14 protein-coding genes and 5 tRNA genes are annotated in these 15,817 nt (G+C 66.3%); 17 read left to right on the top strand and 2 right to left on the bottom strand.

Going from position 1 to position 15,817, the window contains the following annotated elements; all coding sequences use genetic code 11:
- Nucleotides 1-4 precede the first annotated feature (4 nt).
- From tpiA to ACTOXK_RS08305, 5 genes are all read left to right on the top strand, one after another.
- Complete coding sequence (gene tpiA / locus ACTOXK_RS08325) at nucleotides 5-775, top strand: triose-phosphate isomerase (RefSeq protein ID WP_482278509.1); 771 nt, start codon at nucleotides 5-7, stop codon at nucleotides 773-775.
- A complete protein-coding gene (gpmI, locus tag ACTOXK_RS08320) occupies nucleotides 776-2,362 on the top strand; it encodes a 2,3-bisphosphoglycerate-independent phosphoglycerate mutase (protein ID WP_482278508.1) in 1,587 nt (528 codons plus the stop codon).
- Between the two features lie 114 nt (nucleotides 2,363-2,476).
- On the top strand, nucleotides 2,477-2,731 hold the full coding sequence (gene secG, locus ACTOXK_RS08315) for a preprotein translocase subunit SecG (protein ID WP_482278507.1): 255 nt from the start codon (nucleotides 2,477-2,479) through the stop codon (nucleotides 2,729-2,731).
- 63 nt (nucleotides 2,732-2,794) lie between these two features.
- Nucleotides 2,795-2,883, top strand: a tRNA-Leu gene (locus ACTOXK_RS08310).
- Between the two features lie 205 nt (nucleotides 2,884-3,088).
- On the top strand, nucleotides 3,089-4,027 hold the full coding sequence (locus ACTOXK_RS08305) for a cation diffusion facilitator family transporter (RefSeq protein WP_482279312.1): 939 nt from the start codon (nucleotides 3,089-3,091) through the stop codon (nucleotides 4,025-4,027).
- A 133-nt stretch (nucleotides 4,028-4,160) separates the two neighbouring features.
- Here the strand turns inward: ACTOXK_RS08305 and ACTOXK_RS08300 are convergent, their stop codons facing one another.
- The gene (locus ACTOXK_RS08300) at nucleotides 4,161-5,096 is read right to left on the bottom strand and encodes a teichoic acid transporter (RefSeq protein ID WP_482278505.1); all 936 of its coding nucleotides are present in this window, start codon (nucleotides 5,094-5,096) and stop codon (nucleotides 4,161-4,163) included.
- 319 nt (nucleotides 5,097-5,415) lie between these two features.
- Here ACTOXK_RS08300 and ACTOXK_RS08295 point away from each other — a divergent pair, with 319 nt between their 5' ends.
- The 7 genes from ACTOXK_RS08295 to ACTOXK_RS08265 all read left to right on the top strand — a co-directional run bounded on the left by ACTOXK_RS08295 (nucleotide 5,416) and on the right by ACTOXK_RS08265 (nucleotide 9,144).
- Nucleotides 5,416-6,324: a TerC family protein gene (locus tag ACTOXK_RS08295; protein WP_482278504.1), complete on the top strand. Its 909-nt coding sequence runs from the start codon at nucleotides 5,416-5,418 to the stop codon at nucleotides 6,322-6,324.
- A gap of 84 nt (nucleotides 6,325-6,408) precedes the next feature.
- Nucleotides 6,409-6,484: transfer RNA gene (locus ACTOXK_RS08290), tRNA-Gly, on the top strand.
- 66 nt (nucleotides 6,485-6,550) lie between these two features.
- A tRNA-Cys gene (locus tag ACTOXK_RS08285) sits at nucleotides 6,551-6,624 on the top strand.
- Between the two features lie 14 nt (nucleotides 6,625-6,638).
- A tRNA-Gly gene (locus ACTOXK_RS08280) sits at nucleotides 6,639-6,714 on the top strand.
- Between the two features lie 166 nt (nucleotides 6,715-6,880).
- Nucleotides 6,881-7,303, top strand: coding sequence for a hypothetical protein (locus tag ACTOXK_RS08275; protein WP_482278503.1), 423 nt, complete (start codon nucleotides 6,881-6,883; stop codon nucleotides 7,301-7,303).
- Between the two features lie 88 nt (nucleotides 7,304-7,391).
- Nucleotides 7,392-7,466, top strand: a tRNA-Val gene (locus ACTOXK_RS08270).
- 181 nt (nucleotides 7,467-7,647) lie between these two features.
- On the top strand, nucleotides 7,648-9,144 hold the full coding sequence (locus ACTOXK_RS08265) for a basic amino acid/polyamine antiporter (RefSeq protein WP_482278502.1): 1,497 nt from the start codon (nucleotides 7,648-7,650) through the stop codon (nucleotides 9,142-9,144).
- A 146-nt stretch (nucleotides 9,145-9,290) separates the two neighbouring features.
- Here ACTOXK_RS08265 and ACTOXK_RS08260 read toward each other — a convergent pair whose 3' ends face one another.
- On the bottom strand, nucleotides 9,291-10,232 hold the full coding sequence (locus ACTOXK_RS08260) for a diacylglycerol/lipid kinase family protein (protein ID WP_482278501.1): 942 nt from the start codon (nucleotides 10,230-10,232) through the stop codon (nucleotides 9,291-9,293).
- A 67-nt stretch (nucleotides 10,233-10,299) separates the two neighbouring features.
- Here ACTOXK_RS08260 and rnd point away from each other — a divergent pair, with 67 nt between their 5' ends.
- From rnd to ACTOXK_RS08235, 5 genes are all read left to right on the top strand, one after another.
- Nucleotides 10,300-11,451 carry a ribonuclease D gene (rnd, locus tag ACTOXK_RS08255; RefSeq protein ID WP_482278500.1) on the top strand — a complete coding sequence of 384 codons (1,152 nt, stop codon included), beginning with the start codon at nucleotides 10,300-10,302 and terminating at the stop codon, nucleotides 11,449-11,451.
- 284 nt (nucleotides 11,452-11,735) lie between these two features.
- Nucleotides 11,736-12,419, top strand: coding sequence for a zinc metallopeptidase (locus ACTOXK_RS08250; RefSeq protein ID WP_482278499.1), 684 nt, complete (start codon nucleotides 11,736-11,738; stop codon nucleotides 12,417-12,419).
- Nucleotides 12,420-12,438: 19 nt separating this feature from the next.
- A complete protein-coding gene (gene xseA / locus ACTOXK_RS08245; protein WP_482278498.1) occupies nucleotides 12,439-13,875 on the top strand; it encodes an exodeoxyribonuclease VII large subunit in 1,437 nt (478 codons plus the stop codon).
- 81 nt (nucleotides 13,876-13,956) lie between these two features.
- Nucleotides 13,957-14,232: an exodeoxyribonuclease VII small subunit gene (gene xseB / locus ACTOXK_RS08240; protein WP_482278497.1), complete on the top strand. Its 276-nt coding sequence runs from the start codon at nucleotides 13,957-13,959 to the stop codon at nucleotides 14,230-14,232.
- A 108-nt stretch (nucleotides 14,233-14,340) separates the two neighbouring features.
- A complete protein-coding gene (locus tag ACTOXK_RS08235) occupies nucleotides 14,341-15,558 on the top strand; it encodes an acetate/propionate family kinase (protein ID WP_482278496.1) in 1,218 nt (405 codons plus the stop codon).
- The last annotated feature ends 259 nt before the right edge of the window (nucleotides 15,559-15,817 follow it).

The raw sequence follows: 15,817 nt of genomic DNA, 5'->3' as shown, positions 1-15,817 counted from the left end.
CCCCATGACCCGAAAGCATCTGATTGCCGGCAACTGGAAGATGAACGAGACCATCCCCGAGGCCGTGGTGCTGGCCCAGGAGATCTCCAACCTCATGGAGCGCGACTGGCTGGAGATGGTGGACGTGGCCGTGTGCCCGCCCTTCGTGGACCTGAAGCCGGTGAAGACCGTCCTCGAGTTCGACCGCGTCGATATCGCCCTGGGCGCCCAGAACGTGTACTGGGAGCCGGCCGGCGCCTTCACCGGCGAGATCTCCATCCCCATGATCAAGGAGATCGGCTGCGCCTACTGCATCGTGGGCCATTCCGAGCGCCGGAATATCTTCGGCGAGACCAACGAGGACGTGAACCGCAAGGCCCGCGCCCTCATCGAGGCCGCCATCACCCCCATCATCTGCGTGGGCGAGTCGCTGGCCGTGCGCGACGAGGGGGCCTACCTCGACTTCGTCTGCGCCCAGGTGCGGGCCGCCTATGCCGGCATCGACGGCGACGACGCCCTGGCCACGGTGGTGGCCTACGAGCCGGTGTGGGCCATCGGCACGGGCCGCACGGCCACGCCGGAGCAGGCCGAGGAGGTGTGCGCCGCCATCCGCGCCACCCTGGCCGAGCTGTTCGACGCCGATGTGGCCGAGGCGGTGCGCGTGCTCTACGGCGGCTCCATGAACGAGGGCAATGCGGAGCTCCTGCTGGCCGAGGCCGACATCGACGGCGGCCTCATCGGGGGCGCCGCCCTGAAGGCCGGCTCCTTCACCGAGATCGTGAAGGCGGCCCTGTAGATGACCGCGACGTTTCGCGCCGCCAGCGCGGCGGAGAAGGCGGCCCTGCGGCTGCCGGCCTGCCTCATCATCATGGACGGCTTCGGCCTGGAGGCGCCCGGCGCGGGCAACGCCATCTCCCTGGCCGACACCCCGAACCTCGACCGCCTGTTCGCCGAGGCCTCCACGACGCGCCTGGCCGCCTCCGGCGAGGCCGTGGGCCTGCCCGAAGGGCAGATGGGCAACTCCGAGGTGGGGCACCTGAACATCGGCGCCGGCCGCGTGGTGTTCCAGGAGCTCACCCGCATCAACCGCGCCTGCCGCACTGGCGAGCTGGCCGCCAACCCCGTGCTGGCCGAGGCCTTCGCGGCGGCCCGGGAGCCGGGACGCGCCCTGCACCTCATGGGACTTCTGTCCGACGGCGGCGTGCATTCTTCCAACGGGCACCTCTACGCCCTGGTGGACGCGGCCGTGGCTGCCGGCGTGGACCATATCATGATCCACTGCTTCATGGACGGCCGCGACGTGCCCCCCGCAAGCGGTGCTGGCTACATGGCCGAGCTCGTGGACTACATCGAGCGCGCTGCCGGCCGCGCGGCGGGGGCGCCGGCCACCATCGAGGTGGCCTCGGTGTGCGGCCGCTACTACGCCATGGACCGCGACAACCGCTGGGAGCGTGTGAGCCGCGCCTGGGAAGCGGTCGTAAACGCCGAGCCCTACCGCGATCTGGGGGCCGTGGCCGCCATGGAGTCCTCCTATGCCGACGGGGTCACCGACGAGTTCGTGGAGCCCGTGGCCCTGCGCCCGCGCGGCGTGCGGGACGGGGACGCGGTGGTGTTCTTCAACTTCCGCCCCGACCGCGCTCGCGAATTGACCCGGGCTGTGGTGGACCCCGCTTTCGACGGCTTCGAGCGGCCGCGCTTCCCGGAGGTGCACTTCGTGTGCCTCACGGAGTACGACCCGGCCATTCCCGCCCCGGTGGCCTTCGCCAAGGAGTTCCCCGATCACGTGCTGGCCGACGTGCTGGCCGAGGCGGGGCTTTCCCAGTACCATATCGCCGAGACGGAGAAGTACGCCCATGTGACGTTCTTCTTCAACGGCGGCGTCGAGGCGCCGCGGCCGGGGGAGAGCCGCAAACTCATCCCGAGCCCGAAGGTGGCCACCTACGACCTGCAACCCGAGATGAGCGAGCCCGAGGTGGCCGCCGCGCTGGTGGCGGCCATCGAGGCCGACGAGGCCGACGTGTACATCGTGAACTTCGCCAACTGCGACATGGTGGGCCACACCGGCGTGGTGGATGCCGCCCGGGCCGCCGTGGAAGCGGTGGACGCCGGCGTGGGCGCGGTGCTCGGGGCCATCGCGGCCAAGGGCGGCGTGGCCCTCGTGACCGCCGACCATGGCAATGCCGACAAGATGATCGCCGAGGACGGCGGCGCCTTCACGGCCCACACGACCGCCCCGGTGCCCCTCGCGCTGGTGGACGCATCGGGGACGACCTTGCGCCTGTCAGGGGCCGAGGGTCGTCTGGCCGACATTGCCCCCACGCTGCTGGCCATGATCGGCGTGGCCCAGCCTGCGGAAATGACTGGCGAGAGCCTGCTGGCCTAAGGTTTCTGGGGTCCTGGGAGAGCCGTTCCCGCAACCTTCTTGCGCGAGGGGGGCGGGAACGGTATACTAAGCAACTTGCGTACACAGACACACCTACGAAAGAAGCGTGACATAGTGAGTCCTTTGGCAATCGTCTTTTTGGTCCTGCTGGTGCTCTCGGGCATCGGCCTCATCATCTTCATCCTCATGCACTCGGGCAAGGGAACCGGCATCTCCGATATGATCGCTAGCTCCATGTACTCCACCCAGACGGGCACGAGCATCATCGAGAAGAACCTGGACCGCATCACCATCGGCTGCGCCGTCGTGTTCCTCCTTTCCCTGGTCGTGCTCATGATCGTGTACCCCCACGGGACCATTTCCCAATAAGGGAAAATTACCCCTTGCATCGACGGCTGGTTCTGCTAGAATAATCGTCGCTGCAAATCGCATGTCGGAGTGGTGGAACGGCAGACACGCTAGCTTGAGGTGCTAGTGCCCATTTACCGGGTGTGCGGGTTCAAATCCCGCCTCCGACACCATCGAAATCAAAAGAGCCCGCAAGGGCTCTTTTCATTTCGTCAATGCTGCGGTTCCGACATGCACCTGATCTGATCCCTGGTTTCACGCGCGGCGCGGCACGAAGGCCGCTTGGTGCGAAGGCGGGGCCATATCAGGCACCTGTCGGCCCCTCGCTGACTTCCTTGGGCGTTCGAGGAAGTTTCACTTGATCTTATTAAGGAGTGAATGATGACGACGGGCAACAAGATAACCCACGGGCGGCAGGTGGAGCGGGTCCTGTGGATCGTCCTCGTTTTGAATTTGATGGTGGCCGCGGCGAAGTACTTCTACGGCCTGGCCTCGGGATCGGCCTCCATGCAGGCCGACGGCATCCACTCGGTCTTCGATTCCCTCGGCAACGTCATCGGCCTTATCGGCATCTCCCTGGCGGCGCGGCCGGCCGACGTGGGGCACCCCTACGGCCACTCGAAGTTCGAGACCTACGGGTCGCTCGCCATCGGGGTGCTGCTGCTTTTGGCCGCCTTCGAGGTGGGCTCCGGGGCCGTGGAGAAACTCGCGAGCCAGCACTACACCGCTCAGGTCACACCCGTCTCCTTCGTGGTCATGGTGGGCACGTTGATGGTGAACCTCGGCGTGACCCTCTACGAGCGCCGTGCCGCCCGGCGCCTCAAGAGCGAGATTTTGGCCGCCGATGCCGCTCATACCCTGTCGGACGCCTTCGTGTCCATCGGCGTCATTATCGGTCTTGGCCTGGTGGCCGCGGGTTTCCCCATGGCCGATCCCATCATGGCCCTGCTCGTGACCGTGGCCATTCTGGCCTCGGCCGCCGGGGTCTTCCGCACGGGGCTGCGCACCCTGTCCGACCACGCCCGCATCCCGGTCGCCGATATCGTGGCCGTGGCCGAGGCGGTTCCCGGCATCGTGGAGGTGCACTGCGTGCGCACCCGCGGTACCGAGGGGGAGGTGTACGGCGACATGCACGCCCTCGTGGACCCGGCCATGACGGTGCTTCAGGCCCATCGCCTCGGGGATGAGATCGAGCGTCGCCTTCGGGAGGCCTTCCCGGAGCTGAAGGAAATGCTCGTGCACATCGAGCCCGCCGGGGCCGATGAAAGCGCGGCGGGGGAACAGAGCGCGGCAGGGGAGGAGCCCGAGGCCTCCTAGGGTCCGGGGCCCTGGCGGGTCATCTCTCAGGCGCTTCCGAGCTCCGGTTTTCGCGCCTTCCAGCGATGCCTTCCCCGTAAAAGAAAGGGACGCCTGCGGGCGTCCCTGGTCGTTCGAGGGGCTGGACGCTGGCTCAGGCTGAGGCGCCGAAGCGGATGCCGACGAAGAAGGCGGTGTTGGGCAGGCCCGAGATGTCGTACATCTCGGACAGCTCGATGGCCGACACGCGCCAGTTGTAGGTGCCGTTGTCGGTGGTCACGGTGCCGGCCTGGTAGGTGTTGCCGGAATCGTCCACGCCGTTGTCGGTGATCTCGGCGCTCTCGAGGCCCTCGGCCTGCATGGCGCCCTGAATGGCCTTTTCGATGGTGCCGGAATCGAAATCGGCGTAGCGCAAACGGATGCTCTCGCCGGCCTTGCGCGACACGTCCAAGGTCCAGGCGCCCTTGAGCAAGCGCACGGCGTCGGCGGCCGACAGCTTGTCGATGCCGGTCATGTACATAAGGCCCGCTTCCTCCACGGTGAGGTCGGCCGGCAGCTTGATGACCTCGAAGCCGCCCTCGGGGTTGGTGCCCACGGGAGTGCGCTCGTAGAGGGTGTAGCCGGCTTCGGTGAGGGACGCCATCATGGCCTCGTCGTCTAGCGGCATGAGCGCGGCCAGGGAGGGCAGATCGTAGGACACCTCGCGGGTGAGGTTCTCTTGGAGGGCCTCCTGCTGGCGTAGAGGCTCGTTCATCACCTGGTCGAAGTACTTCGACAGGAACAGGCCGCCGGCCACGGCCGCCACGGCCATGGCCGCGAGCATGACCGCCTTCACGCGCGCCGGCATCTCCAGGGGGCGCGAGAGCTCGGCGCCATCGTGGTAGCGCACATCCCCGATGCGCACGGTGCTCTTCTCGCGGTGGAACAGCGAGCTTTTGATGCTCTCCCACACGTCTTCCGCATTCAAGCGCGAGTGGCTCGCGTCGGCGCGGGCGTGGGAGCGACGGCCGGTGCCTGGCGAGCTGGGGCGAGGGGCCTGTTCGGGCCCATCGGCGGGGGGCAGCGCGTGGTTCGCGGATTCACGAGTCATGAATGGTACTCCTATGGTGCTTCTGAGCAGTCACGGTATCGTTGCCGATTATACCATTGCCCTGCCCTGTGCCCTTTGATAGGATAGGGAAACCCCATGGGGGAGTAGCTGGCGCGGTGCGCGGCTCGTTCAACATCGTGGTCACAGTTTTACGCGCAGGCGGCAACGGTGGCCTGGCGAGCCTTAAATAGCGAGACTCATGGTGCAGACTGGCCCGTTAGGGAGTCGGCTGCACCATGAGTCTTTTTTGTTGCCGCCTTGCGCTCCCCGCCGAGACGAGAGCGGGCCCTGCGGCCCCGACGAGACGAGGAGAGTGTCTGTGGACCTGTCGATTTTCGCCACCCCGGAGGCTTGGATCAGCCTTCTGACCCTGATCTTTCTGGAGATCGTGCTGGGAGTGGACAACCTGGTGTTCATCTCCATCACCACGAACCGCCTGCCCGAGGAGAAGCGCCATATCGGCCGCAAGCTCGGTTTGGCCGGCGCTCTGGTGATGCGCATCCTGTTCCTCTGCTTCGCCTCGTACCTCGTGCACATGACCACGCCGCTGTTCACCGTGGATTGGGGCTTCTTCAGCCACGGCTTCTCCGTGCGCGACATCGTGATGCTCGTCGGCGGCGCCTATCTCATCTACAAGGGCATCCGCGAGCTCGTCGACGTGCTCGCCCTCACCGAGATCAAGGCCGAGACGTCCGAGGAGCACAAGGCGCGCCACCTCATCTCGCTGCCCCAGGCCGTGGGCACCATCATGGTCATGGATCTCGTCTTCTCCATCGACTCGGTCATCACCGCCGTGGGTCTGGCCGAGCACCTCATCATCATGATCCTGGCCGTGATGATCGCCGTCATCATCATGATGGTGTTCATCGACCCCATCTCCAACTTCATCAACGCCCATCCCGAGATGAAGATCCTCGCCCTGGTGTTCATCTGCGCCATCGGCGTGCTGCTCGTCCTCGATTCCGCCGGCATCCACACGAGCATCGAGGTGCTCGACATGCACATGGAGAAGCTCATGGTGTACTTCGCCATGATCTTCGCCGTCGCGCTGGAGTTCATTCAAATGCGGTTCAATTCCAACCTGAACCGCTGGAAGAGGGAGCTCGCCGACGCCGCCATCGATACGGCCGTGGCCCGAGCCGAGGCCGGAGAGGCCCCGGCCGAGGTGGGCGAGCGGGCGAAGCGCTGCGTGGATGCCGCCATCGAGACGGGAGAGCGCGTGGAATAGGCGCCTTCTGAGCCCCGCTTGAAATTTTTTTCAAAAAAGGGCTTGCATCCTTTGGCGCGATACCGTATAGTATCTCCTCGCGATGCGGACATGGCTCAGCTGGTAGAGCATCACCTTGCCAAGGTGAGGGTCGCGGGTTCGAATCCCGTTGTCCGCTCCATTGTCATCAGAAGGCCGGTCAGGCACTTGTTTGACCGGCCTTTTCAATGACAGCCGCCAAGGAAATGGCGACGTGGCCAAGTGGTAAGGCAGAGGCCTGCAAAGCCTTCACCCCCGGTTCGAATCCGGGCGTCGCCTCCAACCTTGCACCAAATGCGGACATGGCTCAGCTGGTAGAGCATCACCTTGCCAAGGTGAGGGTCGCGGGTTCGAATCCCGTTGTCCGCTCCAGAACTTCCAAGCTCCCTGCGGGGAGCTTTTCTTTTGCCCGGAGGTCCTGTTCCCGCTCGCGCAGTTCTCATGTTGTGCGGGTGCACAAATGACGCTGTGCGATGGGGCGTGCTGTGCTATGCTGCCATCATCCAACGCGCAGTGCGCCCGAGGGCGAGGAGGGCCCATGGAGACGAAGCAGGTGAAGTGCCGCGAGTGCGGTCGGAAGGCCACGCAGTATACGGGCTTGCTCCCGACGCGGGGAGTGGCCACGGTGCTGTTGGCCGGCATCGCCATCTACGTGGCGGGCATCTGGGTGCTCAGCGGCCTGGCCGCCATGGCCGTGAGCGATCCGGCAGAGGCGGGCATGATGGACCTGCTGCTCGTGGTGGCGGTTCTCGTCACGGCGGCCACCATCGGGCTGCTCGTGTGGATGTTCCGCCCCAAGCAGGGCACGGTGGCAGCGTGTTCCCATTGCGGGGCCCGCTACAATGTGGGGAAGATGCCGTCGTACCTGAAGGGGTGGAACTACGACAAGATCGCTCCTTCCGCCCCCGCGTTGGAGGAGGGGGAGGAAGCTGGGGAAGTTGTGGAGACGGACGGCCGCTGAGAATTCGCCGCAAATTTCCTTTGACAGCCCAGTGATTTCTGTTAAACTACTAACTCGCTGCAACGGAGACGGGCAGCACACCCTGAATGCGCGATTAGCTCAGGGGGAGAGCACTACCTTGACACGGTAGGGGTCACAAGTTCAAATCTTGTATCGCGCACCATGTATGTAGAAGCCGGAGGCACAGCGCCTCCGGCTTTTTTGTTCGGATGGGCTCGTGGGCACCTTTCGCTGCCTAATTTGTAACGCAGCTGTTTCGGAGGGAAATTCCCCGCCGTTTGGCGAGAGGGGTCGGGTATTATGGATGGCAATGCTGATTACCCCTATCAAGGAGCTGCATCACCATGAGCAAGGAAGCAGTGGTATCCGCCGGGGCCGAGGCGCCCCAATCCCAGGATGGCGTGACCAATCCGAACGGCATCGGCCTGTTCCGCATGGTCACCACCGTTATCACCCTCATCGTCGGCGCCGGCGTGTTCTCGCTGTCCGGCGATGCGGCGGCCGGTGGCGCGAGCGGCTGGGCCATTCTCACGGCCTGGGGCATCTCCGCCGTCGGCGTGCTCTGCCTCGTCCTCACGTTCTTCGCGCTGTCCCGCGTGAAGCCCGATCTGAAGGGCGGCATCTACACCTACGCTGCCACGGGATTCGGCGACTTCCTCGGCTTCAGCAGCGCCTGGGGCTACTGGATCTCGGCTCTGCTGTGCACCGTGAGCTTCTCGGCCCTGCTGTTCGGGGCCCTGTCCTACTTCTTCCCCATCTTCGGCAACGGCACGAACATCTACGCCGTCATCGGCGCCTCGTGCATCATCTGGTTCTACGCCTTCCTCGTGAGCCGCGGCATCAGCGAGGTGACCCTCATCAACGCGGTCATCACCATCTCGAAGTTCGTGCCGCTGCTGGTGGGCATCGTCGCCATCATCTTCATCGGCGCCTTCAACCCCGATATCTTCATCGCGAACCTCACGACCGGCGCCGACCCGTCGCTGGCCTTCGTCGATCAGGTGCAGACGGCCATGATGGTCACCATCTGGGTGTTCATCGGCATCGAGGGCGCCGTGGCCATCTCCGGCCGCGCCAAGAAGGCCAAGGACGTGGGCAAGGCCACCATCATCGCCTTCTGCTGCGTGCTCGCCCTGTACCTGACCGTCTCCATCCTCTCCATGGGCGTCATGCCCCTCTCGGAGCTGGCCACGCTGGAGAACCCGGCCCTGGCCTACGTGATGCAGGCGGCTGTGGGCGACTGGGGCGCCATCCTCATCAACTTCGCTGTGTCCCTGTCGCTCATCGGCGCCATGCTCGGCTATACCGTGCTGGCCAGCGAGTCGCCCTTCGAGGCGGCCGAGGAGGGCGTGTTCATCAAGGCCTTCACCAAGACCAACAAGAAGGGCGCCCCGGTGGTGACCCTCGTGGTGACGAACATCATCATCGAGCTCTTCCTCATCACCTGGCTGTTCACCGATTCCACCTACCAGTTCTTCTACACGCTCTCGGCCGGCATGATTCTTCTGCCGTATCTGCTGTCGGCGGCCTACTTCGCGAAGGTGGCCTTCAAGGAGCCCGAGGCCTTCCGCGGTCGTCTGAGCGGTCCTTTGCTCCTGTGGCGCATCCTGGGATGCGTGGGCGTGGTCTATAGCCTGTTCCTCTCCTGGGCCGCCGGCGTGCTCGGCGTCATCCTCATGTGCCTGCTCTACGTTCCCGGCGTTGTCATGTACATCTGGGGGAAGCGGGAGCGCGGCGAGAAGTACTTCCAGAGCACGCTCGACAAGGTGGTGCTCGCCATCATGGTGCTGGCCGCCTGCCTGTCCATCTACCTGCTCGTGACCACGCCGGGCCTCGTGTAGCCTCCGATTCATCTTCCAGCGCGCAACGAACAGCGGCCCCGACGTTTGTCGGGGCCGCTTCTGCGTTCGGTATCGGTTGCGGAAGGGGGTTGCGGGGGTCGGGCGGTGGCGCGGCCGCGGGGTCCGGGAGGCCGGGGCCGCCGATCCTAGTCGTCCAGGCGCAGGGGCTCGGCACTCTCCTCTCCGTAGAGGGCGAGGCACTCTTCGCTCACGACGAAGCGGGCGGCCTCGGGAAGCATCCGGGCGGTGAAGGGGGTTGTGGTGCCGGTCACCTCGCCGTCGAACTGCACGGCCAGGGGAGGGTCGGCGACCACGGTCACCTCACGCCCGCGGTGCACCTCCAGGCTCCCGGGCCGGGCGGGGAACTCGCCGCCGCGGTCGAGCATGCAGCTGAGCAGGGCGGGGATGAGCCCTACGGCATCGTGGGTGTTCATGACCACGATGTCGAACATGCCGTCCCGGGGCTTGTTCTCATGGATAAGGGAGATGTCGAACTGGAGCTTCGAGAAGTTCACCACGAGCACGCCCACGCCCTGGGTCTCGACAGTCTCGCCGTCGATAGTCAGCGTGATTTGGGAGAATTGCGGGGCCGGGTTGGCGACGGCCGAGGTGAAGTAGGCCATGGGTCCCAAGAGCTTCTTGGAGGCCTCGGCCCCCTGCATGATGGTGGCGTCGTAGCCGGCCCCGGCGATCATGGTGAAGCCGAAGTGCTCGCCGTCGGCCAGCTCGATCTCGCCGATGTCGAAGTCCATGAGCAGGCTCTCGCGCATGAGCTTCGCCAGGGCATGGGGCTCGGCCGGCGAGGCGAGGTTCAGCGCCAGCAGGTTCGCGGTGCCGGCGGGGAAGGGCAGAAGGGGAATGCCCGTCTCGGCCAAGAGGTAGGCAGCGGTGGCCACGGTGCCATCGCCGCCGGCGGCCACGACGGCGTCGAAGTCCTCGGCATCGTGGAGGAACCCGGCCAGATCGGTGCAGCCGCTCGTGCAGCGCACGCAGATCTCGTCGCCGTCCTCGCTGAAGGCGCGCATGAAGTCGTAGATGGCACCGTCGCGGAAGCCCGAGGACAGATTGTTAACGATGAGCAGTTTCACACAATTCCTTTCCCTTTGCTATCATGGGATGGTACTACAACGCAGACCCCAAGGAACAAGGACCGACGTGGAATACATTGCGAACCAAGAAAACCTCGAGGCCTTCGTCCGCCGCGCCCGCTCCTCGGCGGTGCTGGCCGTCGATACGGAATTCTTGCGCGAGAAGACCTACTACGCGAACCTGTGCCTACTGCAGCTGGCCACCGACACCGAGGTGGCCGTGGTGGACCCCTTCGCCATCGAGGACCTCTCGGTGCTCGTGCCCCTCATGGAGGATCCCTCCATCGTGAAGCTCTTCCATGCAGCCGGCCAGGATCTGGAGATCATCTACCGCGAGCTCGGCGTGCTGCCGAGCCCCGTGTTCGACACCCAGGTGGCCGCGGCGCTGCTCGGCCACACCCAGCAGATCGGCTACGGGCCCCTCGTGCACAGTGTGTGCGGGGTGAGCCTGAAGAAGAGCGACTCGTTCACCGACTGGTCGCGCCGGCCCCTGTCCGACTCCCAGCTGGATTACGCGGCCGATGACGTGATCTACCTGCCGAAGATGTACCGCATCATGCGGGAGCGCCTCGAGGCGAAGGGGCGCCTCGATTGGCTCGACAACGATTTCGCCGCCCTGTCCGACCCAGCCAACTACGTCTGCGATGTCGCCTCCCGCTTCAAGCGGCTCAAGCGGGTGGGGCAGCTCAACCGCCGCCAGTTGTCGGCCGCCCGGGAGGTGGCCTCCTGGCGCGAGCTGACGGCTCAGGCCCGCGATCTGCCCCGCAAGTGGGTGCTCACCGATGAGCAGGTGGTGGAGGCCTGCCGCCGCGAGGCCCGCACCATCGACGAGCTGTTCATGGTGCGCGGCATGCGCGAGAAGCTGTGCACCCGCGATGCCCGGGCCGTGGTGGCCGCCCTCGTGCGCGGCCTGGACGCGCCGCCCGAGCAGTGGCCCGAGCTGGACAAGTCCCTGAAGAGCGAGCCCAATGTGGATGCCGAGCTGGATCTCATGGAGGCCCTCGTGCGCCTGCGGGCCCGCGAGAACGACATAGCCATGCAGACCCTGGCGAGCCACGGCGAGCTCGCCCGCGTGGCCCGGGGCTACCGGACCGACATCGACGTGCTCAAGGGCTGGCGCCGGGCCATCATCGGGGAGGAGCTGCTCGATCTGCTTGCTGGCAAGCTCGCCCTCTCCCTGGGCCCCGACGGCCTCATCGTGACTCGCGTAGGGGAGTAGGGGCGCTTCGCGGCAGTGACTGGCGAGGGGAGCGGCGGGGAGGCCCCGCGCGCAGATTCCGCAGTCTCGGAAAAAAGGGGTGTAAAATCCCCACACCCTTTTTCCGAAAGCGAGGACTTGTTTGAGCACGGGGTCTCCCCGCCGCTCCCGGACGGGGCTTCCCACTTGCGCCATCGGTTACGAAGGTTTCACATATTTCGGCGCGAGGGGCCCCGGCCGCCGCTTCCTTCCCTATAATAGCCTCCAAATAATTCGGACACATGTTCCCAAGGAGTGAGAGAACTATGATGGTACCTATGATGCCCATGAACAGCAGCTACCTTATGCTGGTGGTGGTCACCCTCATCATCGGCCTGGGGGCCCAGTGGTACGTGAACCACAAGCTGAAAACCTACAGTCACGTGGCCAATTCCACGGGGCTCACGGGCTCTGAAGCGGCCCGGCAGATGCTCGCCTACTACGGCATCAGCAATGTGCAGGTGTTCCGCGGCGGCCCGGGCCAGGACTACTTCGACCCGCGCAGCAATTCCGTGACCCTGTCGCCGGAGGCCTACGACGGCCGCACCATCACGGCCACGGCCACGGCCTGCCACGAGGTGGGCCATGCCTGCCAGTTCGCCCAGGACTACACCCCCATGAAGATCCGCGGCGCCATCGTGCCGGCAGTGAACCTGGCCTCCAACGCGTGGATATTCCTGCTCATGGCCGGCATCTTCTTGAACATCGCGGGGCTCACCACGGCCGCCATCATCATGTACGCCGTGGTGGTGCTCTTCCAGCTGGTCACGCTGCCGGTGGAGTTCAACGCCTCTCAGCGGGCCATGGTGTACATGGGCCAGATCGGCCTGCCGGCGCAAGAGCGCAAGGGTGCCTTCGACGTGCTGCGCGCCTGCGCCTTCACCTACCTGGCCGCCGCCCTCACCTCGGTGCTCCAGCTGCTGTGGCTGCTGAACCAGCGCGAGGACTAGCGGGCCTGGGGGAGTCGTCATGGGCGAGCGGAATATGACGGGCTCCGAGGGCTCCGAGGGCCCGGACGAGGAGGCTCCGGCCGCCCTGTCGGTATCGGCGGCCATGGGGCTTGCCAAGGGTGCCCTGGAGTCGGTCGTCGTGCGCCTGGTGGGCGAGGTCTCCGAGCTGAGCGACAAGCCCGGCTACAAGGCCGTCTACTTCACGGTGAAGGACGAGAAGGCCTCGCTGCCCTGCATGATGTGGATGAATCGCTACCAGGCCGCCGGTGTGCCCCTGGCCGTGGGCTCGCTCGTGGAGATGACGGGGCGCTTCTCGCTGTACGCGGCCAAGGGGCGCATGAACTTCGACGTGTTCACCATCGCCCTGGCCGGGGAGGGGCAGCTGCGCCTCCAGGTGGCGAACTTGGCCCGGGAGCTGGAGGCCATGGGGCTCATGGCCGCCGAGCGCAAGCGGCCGCTGCCGCCCTATCCCCAGACCGTGGGCATCGTCACCTCGCCACGGGGCAGCGTCATCCACGACATGCTGCGCACCCTGCGCCGCCGCTACCCGCTGGCGAAGGTGCTCGTGGCCGGCGTGCCCGTGGAGGGGCCCGGTGCCGCCGATGCCATGGTGGACGGCCTGGCGAAGGTGGTGTTCGGAGGCGCCGAGGTGGTGCTTCTGGGCCGCGGCGGTGGCTCCTTCGAGGATCTCATGCCCTTCAACGACCGCCGCCTCGCCCGCACCATCGCCGCCTGTCCCGTGCCCGTGGTCACGGGCATCGGCCATGAGCCGGATACCACCATCGCCGACTTGGTGGCCGACGTGCGGGCGAGCACGCCCACGGCAGCGGCCGAGGCCGTGGCCCCCACCCGTCAGGAGACCGATGGCCGGCTCGCGAGCCTCGGCCAGCGCCTCGGCCGCAGCATGGAGCTGCGGCTGACCGGTGCCGCCCGCTCGGTGGAGCGCATCGCCGCCCTGTCGCTGTTCCGCGAGCCGGAGCGGCTGTTCGACGGCGAGGCCCTGGCCTTGGACGACCTGGCCGGCCGCCTCTCCCGGGCGCTGCCCGCGATGCTGCGGGAGGACCGCCACCGGGTGGGCCTTCTGGCCGCGGGGCTTGGGCGCATGCTCCCCGGCGCCCTGGCCGGCCCTGCGGCCGCGGTGGCCGCTTCCCGCGACCGTCTCGCCGTGCGGGGCGCCACCCTGACCGACCGCTTCGCCGGGCAGATCGCGGCGGATCGCCAGCGCCTGCTGGGGGCAGCCGAGCACATGGCCGACCCCTTCCGCAGCGCCCTGTCGGTGAACGCCGCCCGTCTGCACGACCTGTCGCCGCTCACGGTGCTCGCCCGCGGCTACGCCATCGCCCGGGACGGGGAGGGGGCCGTCGTGCGCTCGACGGCCCAGGTGGAGCCCGGAGCCCCCCTCACGGTGACCGTGGCCGACGGCGCCATCGACTGCGTGGTGGAGGGCACCCGCTGATACCCGGTGCCGACGCGCCGGCCCCGGGCCGCGCCCCGGGGCCGCGATGAGACGAGAACCTTCGCTCAGAAAGGAAGAACGATGACCGATACCGAGAAGATCGCCGAGGAGGGCGCTCCCCGCGCCGTCGAGGCGCTGACGTTCCGCGAGGCCTTGGCGGAGCTGGAGTCCATCGTGGCCGTGCTGGAGAGCAACACCCTGGAATTGGAGGACAGCCTGGCCGCCTACGAGCGCGGCGTGGCGCTCTTGGGATCGCTCCAGAAGCGCTTGGCCGGGGCCGAGCAGCAGGTGGAGGTGCTCATGGGCGAGCTTGTGGCCGCTCCCACCGACGAGGAGCGCGACACCACCCTGTCCTAGGGCAATCGGTCAGCGGCAGCCCGCTCGCCGATGAGGTTCCGCCCGCGCTCGGGCCGCCCTTTCCGTACTCCTAGAATAGGTCAATACCCATTGATTAGGAGGTAAGTCTTGAACGTCCTCGTTATCAACGCTGGTTCCTCATCGCTGAAGTACCAGCTCGTCAATGTCGAGACCCAAGAGGTGCTCGCCAAGGGCATCTGCGAGCGGGTCGGCTCCGCCGAGGCCTTCCACAAGCACGGCATCGATGACAACGAGCTCGTCATCGACGAGCCCATGGACGACCACAACGCCGCCATGGCGGTGGTCCTTCAGGCCCTCACCACGGGCCCCAATGCGGCCATCGACTCCCTCGACGACATCGACGCCATCGGGCACCGCGTGGTGCAGGGCGGCAAGTACTTCGATCGCTCCGTCGTTATCGACGACGACGTCATCGCCAAGATCGACGAGCTGGCCGAGCTGGCGCCCCTGCACAACAAGGCGGCCCTCATGGGCATCGAGGCCTGCCGCACCCAGATGCCCGGCAAGCCCATGGTGGCCGTGTTCGACACCTCGTTCTTCCAGTCCATCCCGCCGAAGGCCTACATGTACCCCTTGCCCTACGAGCTGTACGAGAAGTACGCCATCCGCAAGTACGGGGCCCACGGCACCTCCCACCGCTACATCTCCGAGCGGGCCGCCGCCTTCATGGACGAGCCCATCGAGGATTTGAAGCTCATCACCTGCCACCTTGGCAACGGCTGCTCCATTTCCGCCATCGACCACGGCGTGGCCGTGGATACCTCCATGGGGCTCACCCCCCTGGACGGCCTTATGATGGGCACCCGCTGCGGCGCCATCGACCCGGCCATCGTGCCCTTCATCATGGAGAAGGAGGGTCTTTCCACCCAAGAGGTGAACGACCTCATGAACAAGAAGAGCGGGCTGTTGGGCATCTCGGGCATTTCCAACGACCTGCGCAGCGTGAAGGAGGCCTCCGAGGCCGGCGACGAGCGGGCCCAGCTGGCCTACGAGATGTATTCGAACTCCGCGAAGAAGTACATCGGCCAGTACATCGCCGTCATGGGCGGCGTGGATGCCATCGTGCTCACGGCCGGTGTGGGGGAGAATTGCGAGAAGATGCGCCGCATGATCTTCGCGGGGCTGCAGCCGCTCGGCATCAAGATCGACCCGGAGAAGAACAAGCTGCGCGGCCACGAGCGCGAGATCTCCACCGACGACTCGGCCGTGCGCATCGTGGTCATCCCCACCAACGAGGAGTACATGATCGCGCGCGATACCTACCAGCTCGTGAAGGAAGGCTCCCTCGAGATCACCGAGATGTAGTTCGGTGCCATCTAGAAGCTCGACCCCCGCGCCCCGTCAGGCCCAGGCTTGGCGGGGCGTTTTCGTGGGCGCGAATTCTTTCGCGGGGGCGCCCCGATCGACCACGGTGCCCGTTCGCGGCGCCAACCGCCGAACCGGGCGCTCGACGGCAGCGAGGAGCGCGGGGCCGTTTCGCTGGCCGTCGCCGGGCCGTCAACGGGAAAGGACCCCGCCAGTGGCAGGGTCCTTTCCGCGGGGAGGGATTGAGGTGCGACGCGGT

The organism is Adlercreutzia sp. (assembly GCF_056795635.1).
This window is presented reverse-complemented; position numbering and strand designations above follow the sequence as displayed.

Bases quoted from the DNA above. Each gene is read 5' to 3' on its own strand.
- tpiA (WP_482278509.1), top strand. From the start codon at position 5: ATGACCCGAAAGCATCTGATTGCCGGCAACTGGAAGATGAACGAGACC.
- ACTOXK_RS08300 (WP_482278505.1), bottom strand. From the start codon at position 5,096: ATGACTCGTGAATCCGCGAACCACGCGCTGCCCCCCGCCGATGGGCCC.
- gpmI (WP_482278508.1), top strand. From the start codon at position 776: ATGACCGCGACGTTTCGCGCCGCCAGCGCGGCGGAGAAGGCGGCCCTG.
- ACTOXK_RS08265 (WP_482278502.1), top strand. From the start codon at position 7,648: ATGAGCAAGGAAGCAGTGGTATCCGCCGGGGCCGAGGCGCCCCAATCC.
- ACTOXK_RS08250 (WP_482278499.1), top strand. From the start codon at position 11,736: ATGATGGTACCTATGATGCCCATGAACAGCAGCTACCTTATGCTGGTG.
- xseA (WP_482278498.1), top strand. From the start codon at position 12,439: ATGGGCGAGCGGAATATGACGGGCTCCGAGGGCTCCGAGGGCCCGGAC.
- xseB (WP_482278497.1), top strand. From the start codon at position 13,957: ATGACCGATACCGAGAAGATCGCCGAGGAGGGCGCTCCCCGCGCCGTC.
- ACTOXK_RS08275 (WP_482278503.1), top strand. From the start codon at position 6,881: ATGGAGACGAAGCAGGTGAAGTGCCGCGAGTGCGGTCGGAAGGCCACG.
- ACTOXK_RS08305 (WP_482279312.1), top strand. From the start codon at position 3,089: ATGATGACGACGGGCAACAAGATAACCCACGGGCGGCAGGTGGAGCGG.